The organism is Rhabdonatronobacter sediminivivens, assembly GCF_013415485.1.
GTDB lineage: Bacteria > Pseudomonadota > Alphaproteobacteria > Rhodobacterales > Rhodobacteraceae > Rhabdonatronobacter > Rhabdonatronobacter sediminivivens.
In genome coordinates, this window is record NZ_JACBXS010000071.1 from 1 (window position 1) to 8,363 (window position 8,363).

At 61.7% G+C, this 8,363-nt stretch carries 7 protein-coding genes and 1 pseudogene; 2 read left to right on the forward strand and 6 right to left on the reverse strand.

Features of this window, described 5'->3' with window-relative positions:
• Nucleotides 1-110: 110 nt before the first annotated feature.
• A pseudogene (locus tag HUK65_RS17475) lies at nt 111-398 on the reverse strand (IS256 family transposase); the annotation flags it as partial.
• Between the two features lie 157 nt (nt 399-555).
• On the opposite strand from HUK65_RS17475, the gene HUK65_RS17480 reads away from it, so the two are divergent.
• Nucleotides 556-1,569: an IS110 family RNA-guided transposase gene (locus HUK65_RS17480; RefSeq protein WP_179907554.1), complete on the forward strand. Its 1,014-nt coding sequence runs from the start codon at nt 556-558 to the stop codon at nt 1,567-1,569.
• 106 nt (nt 1,570-1,675) lie between these two features.
• Nucleotides 1,676-2,035, forward strand: coding sequence for a hypothetical protein (locus HUK65_RS17485; RefSeq protein WP_407692441.1), 360 nt, complete (start codon nt 1,676-1,678; stop codon nt 2,033-2,035).
• 79 nt (nt 2,036-2,114) lie between these two features.
• On the opposite strand, the gene HUK65_RS17490 is transcribed toward HUK65_RS17485, so the two are convergent.
• The 5 genes from HUK65_RS17490 to HUK65_RS17510 form a co-directional block, all read right to left on the reverse strand.
• Nucleotides 2,115-3,536, reverse strand: a complete 1,422-nt coding sequence (locus tag HUK65_RS17490; RefSeq protein WP_179907555.1) for a hypothetical protein — start codon at nt 3,534-3,536, stop codon at nt 2,115-2,117.
• 98 nt (nt 3,537-3,634) lie between these two features.
• Nucleotides 3,635-6,208 carry a transglycosylase domain-containing protein gene (locus tag HUK65_RS17495; RefSeq protein WP_179907556.1) on the reverse strand — a complete coding sequence of 858 codons (2,574 nt, stop codon included), beginning with the start codon at nt 6,206-6,208 and terminating at the stop codon, nt 3,635-3,637.
• A gap of 302 nt (nt 6,209-6,510) precedes the next feature.
• Nucleotides 6,511-6,723 carry a DUF3185 family protein gene (locus tag HUK65_RS17500; RefSeq protein ID WP_179907557.1) on the reverse strand — a complete coding sequence of 71 codons (213 nt, stop codon included), beginning with the start codon at nt 6,721-6,723 and terminating at the stop codon, nt 6,511-6,513.
• A 438-nt stretch (nt 6,724-7,161) separates the two neighbouring features.
• Nucleotides 7,162-7,341 carry a DUF1236 domain-containing protein gene (locus HUK65_RS17505; RefSeq protein WP_327787154.1) on the reverse strand — a complete coding sequence of 60 codons (180 nt, stop codon included), beginning with the start codon at nt 7,339-7,341 and terminating at the stop codon, nt 7,162-7,164.
• Entirely contained in the window at nt 7,322-7,978 is a 657-nt protein-coding gene (locus tag HUK65_RS17510) for an ISAs1 family transposase (protein ID WP_235442247.1), read from the reverse strand. Before HUK65_RS17510 ends, HUK65_RS17505 begins: the two co-directional genes overlap by 20 nt.
• Nucleotides 7,979-8,363 lie beyond the last annotated feature (385 nt).

The window sequence follows — 8,363 nt, forward strand, 5'->3', positions numbered from 1 at the left end:
CCACCTTCGTCCGGGCACATATGGAGAGCATGGTTGCCTGCGACTTCTTCACCAAGACCGTGCTCACTGCCCGTGGGGAGCTATGCGGGATTTTGGGTGATGCGGTCTGATCAGGCGGCGCGGTTTTCGGTGTCGTTTGCGGCGACTCCGTCGGTGAATATGACGCCTTCGATGACCAAAGGCAACTGGTTCGCGCCCCGCAGTCGGCGCCACGTCTTCGCGGCGGCCTGAACGAGCTTGAAGACCATGAGCTTCGCCGTCTTCTGCGACAGCGCGCCCTTGGTTCGCACGGTCCGGTGTCGAACGGTGGCGAAGACGCTCTCGATCGGGTTGCCCGTGCGCAGATGGTCCCAGTGCTCCGCGTTCTCATGGCTCGATGTCAGAAGCTTCCGTCTATCGGTTGCTCAAGCCCTGCGACCTGATCACCAGCCTCGCCAATGTCGTCGTCAAGGGTGAGGGCTGCGCCCGCCATTGATGAAGTGGATGGCTCCCGCTTCCGGCATCGCAATGTGCCATGTTGGGTGCTGTGAACACGGCCAACAAAGGGAGCCATCCATGGGCGAGATTAGCACAATCGGGGTCGATCTGGCGAAGTCTGTTTTCCAGTTGCACGGCGTTGACGCGGAGGGCCGAACTGTATTGCGCCGTCAGTTGCGGCGCAGCCAGATCCTGGAATTCTTCCAGCGTCAGCCGCCTTGCCTGATCGGCATGGAGGCCTGCGCCAGCGCGCATCACTGGGCGCGCGAGCTGATCGAACTCGGTCATGATGTCCGGCTCATCCACCCCAGCTACGTGAAGGGCTACGTCAAGCGCGGAAAGACCGACAAGGCCGATGCCGAGGCAATCTGCGAAGCCGTATCGCGTCCGTCCATGCGGTTTGTCCCGGTGAAGAGCGAGGACACACAGGCCCTGCTCATGACGCACAAGGCACGGGAATTCCTCGTCCGCCAGCAGACCCAGATCGTCAACGCCATGCGCGCACATCTTGGCGAGTTCGGCATCGTTGTCGCCAAGGGCATCCACAATATCGAGCGGCTGATCATGGCCTGTGAACAGGCCAGCCTGCCGGCACCCGCACGCAAGGCCCTGAGACTGCTCGCCGATCAACTTGTCGATACGCAAGAGAAGATCCAGACGCTGACCGCAGACATTCAGGCAGACGCGCGGGGCAATGAGGCCGCGCAGCGCCTCCAGACAATTCCCGGCATCGGCCCGATCACCGCCAGCGCGCTCGTCGCCGCTCTGCCCGACATCGCCGAGTTCAAGTCAGGCAGGGATCTCTCTGCCTGGCTTGGCCTGACGCCGAGGCCGCATTCGACGGGCGGCAAGGAGCGAATGGGGCGGATCTCCAAGATGGGCAACAGGTATTTGCGCAGGCTGCTTTATCTGGGCGCCATCGCGCAGGTCAGCGCGCGCCGTCGGCGCGCGGCCGGGGAAGACTGGCTGTGGAGCATCATCCAGCGCAAGAAGCCCAAGCAGGCCGCGATCGCACTGGCCAACCGCATGGCGCGCACCGCGTATGCGCTGATCAAGAACAGGACGGAATACAGGGCGGCACAAACCGCCTGACACAGACGGGTAAGTGTCCCATCCCGGATGATCACATTTCCCCTCGGCGATCTGCCCTGTTCATGGCAAGATGGGTCCTGAGGAACATTCGGGCCGGGGGACGACCATGCTGATCCATCTTCACAGCCAAGCGACGACCACCCCGAAGGTGCGTGCGGCGATCCAGGCGAGCGCCGAGGTCGGGACGGCGCTGGCCGCGCGTTTCGGTGTCACCCCGCAGACCGTGTACAAGTGGCGCAAGCGCGACAGCGTCGAGGACCGCAGCCACACGCCGCATCGGTTGCAAACGACGTTGACGCCGGCCCAGGAGGTCGTCGCCGTGGCGCTGCGCAAGACGCTGATGGTCTCGCTCGATGATCTGCTGGCGGTGGTGCGGGAGTTCCTGAACCGGCCCTTCAGCTTAAATGCGGCGGGGCGTGAATGCGCGCGCCACGCTCCCCGCAACCTCGGAGCCCACCCATCATGACCTGCGCCACCATCAAGACAGCAAAATCGGCAGATTACCTGGCGAATGTGAGCCAAAGGTCGTTCAGCGCCGATCTTTCTCAGGGAACGTCGGGGCTTGCGGCAAAGCCCAGTGTCGACAGGGCACGATCCATGTTCACGACAAAGAGGCCAGCAATCATCCCAAGATTGACGGGCTGGCCCGGGCGCAATTCGGCATAACCTTCCTCGCCTTGTTCGATCAGCGCAAGCCAATCCCCTATTGCCGCGATCTCGCTGTCATACGAGCCGCCGATCAGGGGCACATCCTTCATCCGGGCCGTCATGACCTGCGGGACGTATTCGGACAGGCGAAAACCCGTCAGGCGGGTTACATCCTGCAGAACCATTTCCGACTGAATGCGCAGTCCAAGCCCTTCAAGATTGGTCATGAACGGTGCCTGCAAGCTTGAAACCTGCATCACGTTTTCCGAAAATGTCATCTTCGCATCGCCTGCAAGTTCGATTGCCCCCGGGAAATCCAGTGACAGCGTGCCATCCAGACCGGTGTCGCGGACTCGCGCCCGAAATTCGGCACTCCCCAGAAGATGCGATGTCGCCAGCGCGCCGGGCAGGAAGGTCCCGAAATCGAAGTCCAGGCCGCCAAGATCGAAGGAAAAATCCGCGCCGTCCTCGAACAGGATTTCCCGCAGGCGCGCTTCCCGCTCGGGATCATCATACGCAAAGGGCAGATACGCCGCGATCACCGCCCTTGGCAAAGAAGCCTCCAGAGCAAGGGTCTCCATGCTGTACCCCTGAACATTTCCGGACATCTGCAAATCCGCAATCCCCAGGGCCACGGTTCCGCGATCCCCATTCGTCCCTGCGGGAAGCGTCGCGTCCAGATGTATCCGGGCTGTCGAAAACTCATCCAGGCCAGACAGGACCTGCAGCCCCGCAAGTTCAGCGGACAGCTCCAGCACACAGCCCCCGCTTTGCCGCGCAAGCGCTGCCTGGCCCTGTAGCCTTCGTGCCTGTGACTGACCCAGACTTGTAGCCCCGGGAATGCGCAAGGCAGGGTTCGGTTGTGCCACAAGAACCTCGGCATCGACGGAGACCATCGGGCGCGACGACCCGATCGACAGGGACCCGCAATCCAGCGCGTTGAATGACGACTGCGCCAGCCCCTCGCCACTCAGGCGCAAGGTTTCAAGCTCTACAAGCGGGTGGCCTTCCGCTGCGCCCTGGTGAACGCTCACCTGCTCGGCCACGATGCGGTCCCCGACACGGGATGCGGCGAGCGCCGTGATACGGATCACGATATCCTCTGTTTGCAAGACCACATCCGAGAACAGATAGGACCCGCCCGACGCCTCGCGAAATTGGCTGCTTATGGTCCACTCCTCACCCAGATGGCCCTGCAAGCGTTCCTGAAGTGTGATTTCGGCAATTCTTGCCTCGTCCTGCGCCGCAGCACCGGTCGGGCCAAGGCAGGCCATGCCCATCATTGCAGCCGCGATCATCCATGCCTTGCCTTGCGTCATTGCCGACACCCCCGATTGACCCTTCTGAGGCCTGCCCTCAGCCCGAATACCTTCGTGGCCTCCGGTTCCAGTGCCAGATAGAGCGCCTTTCCATATTCTCATTGCAGGCGCCCGGTTTGCAGATGAGCCCCGCGCGGCCCGCCTTGCCGCACCCTCCATTGTTCCGGATCTGCGGACAAGGACAGGCCATGCGGCGACCGCGATACAGGCCCCTGATCTGTGCGAACTTCGACTGTTTCTGATGTCTGGGTCGCTACTTCATGCCTGCGAATGATGAGACCCAGGCGCGGCCATGGCTCGACCTCGGCGAAGGTCCACGCGGGTTGGCTTGTGTCCCAACCGGACCGGGCGCGCTCGCCAATTGCTTCAGGTGGCCAGAAGCGCTGCGAATTCCGCTCCATGTCATGCCCGTATTCGGTGATCATGCCGGTCTCATAGGCTTGGCGAAAAATCCTTGCGGCGACGGGGGCCGCATGTGCCCCCCCCACGAAGCCATTGGTAGGCGTATTGTCATCCCGGCCCAACCAGACGCCCACGGCGATATCCGCTCCCATGCCCACGAACAACGCGTCGCGGTGCCCCTGCGATGTGCCCGTCTTGCCGATTACCGAAACGGGGTGGTTTCTGAACGTTTCGGCGGCTGTGCCGCGCAGGATCACCCCGCGCATCATGGCCTGCATGTCGTCGATTGCCCTGGTGCTGAAGGCATTGCGCCCGATCGCGGGATCGCTTTCCCAGACGCGACCATCCCGGTCAATGATCCGGCGCACAAGCGTCGGCCGGATCGGCCACCCGCCGTTGCCGATTGTCGCATAGCCTGTCACCAACTGGCGCAGCGATGTCACACTCGCGCCCAGGGCCGACGGCAGGTAAAGGGCCATCTGCTGTTCATAGGCACCCGCCCGCCGGGCAATGTCCGATATGTTGGCGATCCCGATTTCGTTTGCGATCTTCACCGCCGCAATGTTCGAACTGATCTCGAAGGCCGTGTAGAACGGAATAATCCCGCGGTGGCGCTCACCAAAATTCCGTGGACTGTAGCCTCCGTCAAAGTCGGTGGGGCTGTCATCAATGATGTCTTGAGGAAACCACCCCATCTCCATCGCCGCAAGATAGACAAATGCCTTCACGGCAGAGCCAGGCTGGCGCGGGGATGTCGTGCGATCAAAGCGCGACAGGCGCGTATCTGTCCCCCCGACCGAAGCCAGGACTTCGCCCGTATGGATATTCATGATCACCACGGCGCCTTCCAACCCCTGCGACGTCACAAGATCACCGTTTTCCCGGTCAATCAGGACAACATCCCCACGCGACAGGGGCTGCGGCAGGTCGTGTTCTGCGATCTCCCAGGTGTTGTTCACCCCCCAGCCGCGCGCCCTGGCAAGCGTAGACGGGGTGCTGCCCAGAACGACAGCGGGCAGGACCCGTGCATCGGCACCGATACCTTCGAGCACCCGTGTCCAGAGCGCCTGCGGCAGCCTTTCGCCATTGGTGGCGTGTGTTTCCAGCGTGGCAAGGTCGCTGTCAGCGATTCTGTTGATCGCCTCGATCCGGCCCAGTCGGGCCACCTGGTCGTTCAGTGATTGCTGGGCCAGGGATTGCCACCGGCCATCAAGGGTGGTTTCGATAACCGGCAGGGTTCCAGAAGCGGCGCGGGGTTCCAGAAGGGCCGCGGTCGCGGAATTGGCCTCGATCCAGCGTTCCAGCACCACGTCCGTCCACTCCTGCCCGCCTATCGCAGATTGGGCCGGGATCACCTCAAGGCGTTCGGATCTGGCGGTGCGATAGTCTTCTTCGCTGATGACCCCGGTGAACAGCATCCGGCCAAGAACATGATCGCGACGGGCGTGGGCCCTTGCCGCGTGGTGTTCAGGATTGAACCGCGCCGGACCCTGAAGAATGCCGGCAAGGAAAGCCATTTCGGAAAGCGACAGGTCGTCCCAGTTCTTGCCGAACCATGAGCGCGCAGCCCCTGCGGCCCCCCATCCGCGCCCGAACCAGACCGCACCCAGATAGGCTTCAAGGATCTCGCCCTTGCTCAGAACATCCTCGATCTGGATCGCCAGGGACGCTTCGATGGCCTTGCGCCGGAAGGTGACATCGGACCCTACGATCTGGTTCTTCAAAAGCTGCTGTGTGATGCCCGATGCGCCTCGGGTGGTGCCGGACAGATGCTCGAAAAACGCCCGTGCTGTGCTCGTGGGCGCCAAGCCGGGGTGTTCGAGGAACCTTGCATCTTCGGTGGCAAGAAGTGCCGCGATGAAAATGCCCGGAATATCCGACAGGGATGTGCGCGCATTCCTTGGGGAGCCGATGACCGCCCGCTCCCCCGAGGCCAGCCGATACTCGGCATGAAACCCGGTTCTCTGAGCCCGCACACGGTCCAGCAAATCAACATCAAGCTGATCGTCCGGGCCAATATGGACAAAGGACCCGATGGCTGACACCGCAAGGCGGGTCAGCGTATATATTCCCGCATCGGCCTCTGAATCGGCCTGCGCAGAACCCGTCGCAAGGCCAACCGCAAGAGCGACCGCAACACAGGATTTGAATGCCCCACGAAATGACCGGGTTGAGTACCTGAAAGCGGCGGGCGCGCACACCATCACAGCGCCGCCTTCACGGCGGCGTGGATCGTGGTTTTGACGCTTGTTCGCAACGTCTTGCCGCATTCTAAGCTAAACTCCATACCAAGTTTCCACTTTTCGGAAATCGACCGCGCTGCCCGAAGTGGGAGCGCCGACAGCCATATCCTCCACTGTCAGGAGGCTGTCCCGGATCCCGCTCCTGCGCATCGCCTACTGGCGTGCAGGTCCACGGACCGCACGACGCCGCGCGCCTATATAAGTTACAACGCATCGAAATCCGTAGCGTTCCCTACCCCTGGGCATGCAGAGCGCTGACGCCGACGCATGCGCTGCCGATACCGGCGTCCGCGCGGCCCAGGGCGTTGACTTTCGGAGCGTCCTCGGTCTCAGGCCCGCAAGGCGTCGCTCACAAGCAGGGCAACACCGGCGACAACTCCGACGATGCCCGCTACCAGAAACCACATTGTACTGCTCGTATAGCGCCCGGTAAGCGCTTCCGAGATCTGCTCGACGGGTGCATTGGATGCCCGCCAGGCAAAGAAAAGCAACACCCCGCCAAGCGCGAGCGCGACGATGCCGATGATGTTTGACTTGGGCATACTGATCTCCTTCGTAGGTTGGACGTGTCGTCTGATGGCGTTACCGCCGCGCGACTGACAGACGGACCGTCTGTTGGATGTCGTCTGGATATGGCAGGGACAAACTATCTTGTGATCCGGCGCTCTGTGCTTACCTTGATCAGTCCGAAGCGCATCGATCCGCGAAACCACAACGTTTGCCTTCGGCGTGTATTTCGACGCCAGGGCAAGCGACATCACTGTTCACGGATACACCAGGCGTTCTCTCAAGTCCGAAACCCAGAGTGTCGTGCGTCTGGACCTATGGTTGCGGTGCAGCGGATCATATGTTGTTGCGCGACCCTCAGGGCGCGATCATTGCGTGATCCGCAATGCGGGGACGAAAAAGCGGCCCGGTTTCCCAGGCCGCTTCGTTGACCACCTGCTTCTGCAAGCGGGCGGAAGGTTTACACCGCAATCTTAACGAACGATGTAGACGATCCGCCGCTGGTCGCGTTCCACCAGAACCCGGACGCCGTTTACATAGGAATAGTAGTATTCGCTCTCGGGGACTTCGGCCAGAGCGACCGTTTCGGGGATGCCCGCGCCGACAACGACCTCACCGTCCAGGAAGATCGGGTCAACCGGGTTTTCCCGCACATAGGTGGTGACGCGTTCTTCGGGCGTAGATGCCGCCCCCAGTCCCATGCCGATACCCGCACCGATCACGGCACCGATCGCCGCCGCCGGCATTGAGCGCTGCAACCGTGCGGCGATTGCAGTGCAGTGCATCGGCGGTCACGACCTTTCCCTTGAGAGAGATCAGTCCCAGAACCTCAAGAGCCGCGTCCAGCTCCGTGCCATGATCGGCAGTGACCGAGGCGAGCGTCAGGCGCAAACGCTCGGCATAAGCCGAGACCATCATACGGGTGCGCGCACTCTCGCCCTTGTTGCGCGCCCCACGCAACGCCTTGCCATCTATGGCGATGACATCACCATCGCGGAGCAGCGCCGCGACATCGGCCAGCACCTTGTCAAAGGCCGCATCCAGCGCCTTCGGGTCGATCATATGGAACACCGTCGAGAAGGTGTCGTGCGATGGAATGGCATGCTTGAGCTTCAGGAAGCCTCTGAAAAAGCTCTCTTTTGCGCGCCCGAAAGCTGCCATCTCGGCGCAGCTTGTCGCGCCGCAAAGCACCGAGACGAAGGCGATCACGAGAAGCTCGCCAAGGTCATGGCGGGCATTGCTGGCGCGGGGATCAGGGACATCTTTCAGCGCGGACAGGAAAATCTGCATGAGGGGGGCGAGCTCCAGGTCATGAATCCCCCATCCAGAATCGATTCCGGCGTCATCCGCAAGGGCAGACGCTCACACCCTCAGTTCCAAACGCGATTCCCCTGCGCGCCCGTTGGGGCCGTTTTTCGCGCTCTCTCGTCGAGCTGATGAAATCCTCTCGCGATAGGCATCAAGCAGCTCAAGGAAAACGGCGCCTCAAAAACGTTTTTCAGCAGCCTGTTAAAGCCAACTGACTCATTGTATGTTGGCGCCAGGGTAATCCACTTGAAATTCACAAGTCGCGTCGCTCTATTAACCCGCAGATCTCACTAGGCTCAGGACCTATTGATTTCAGCCTTGCGGCGTGATTCACGCTCCGCAAGGAGACCAATCAATGAGCAATCTT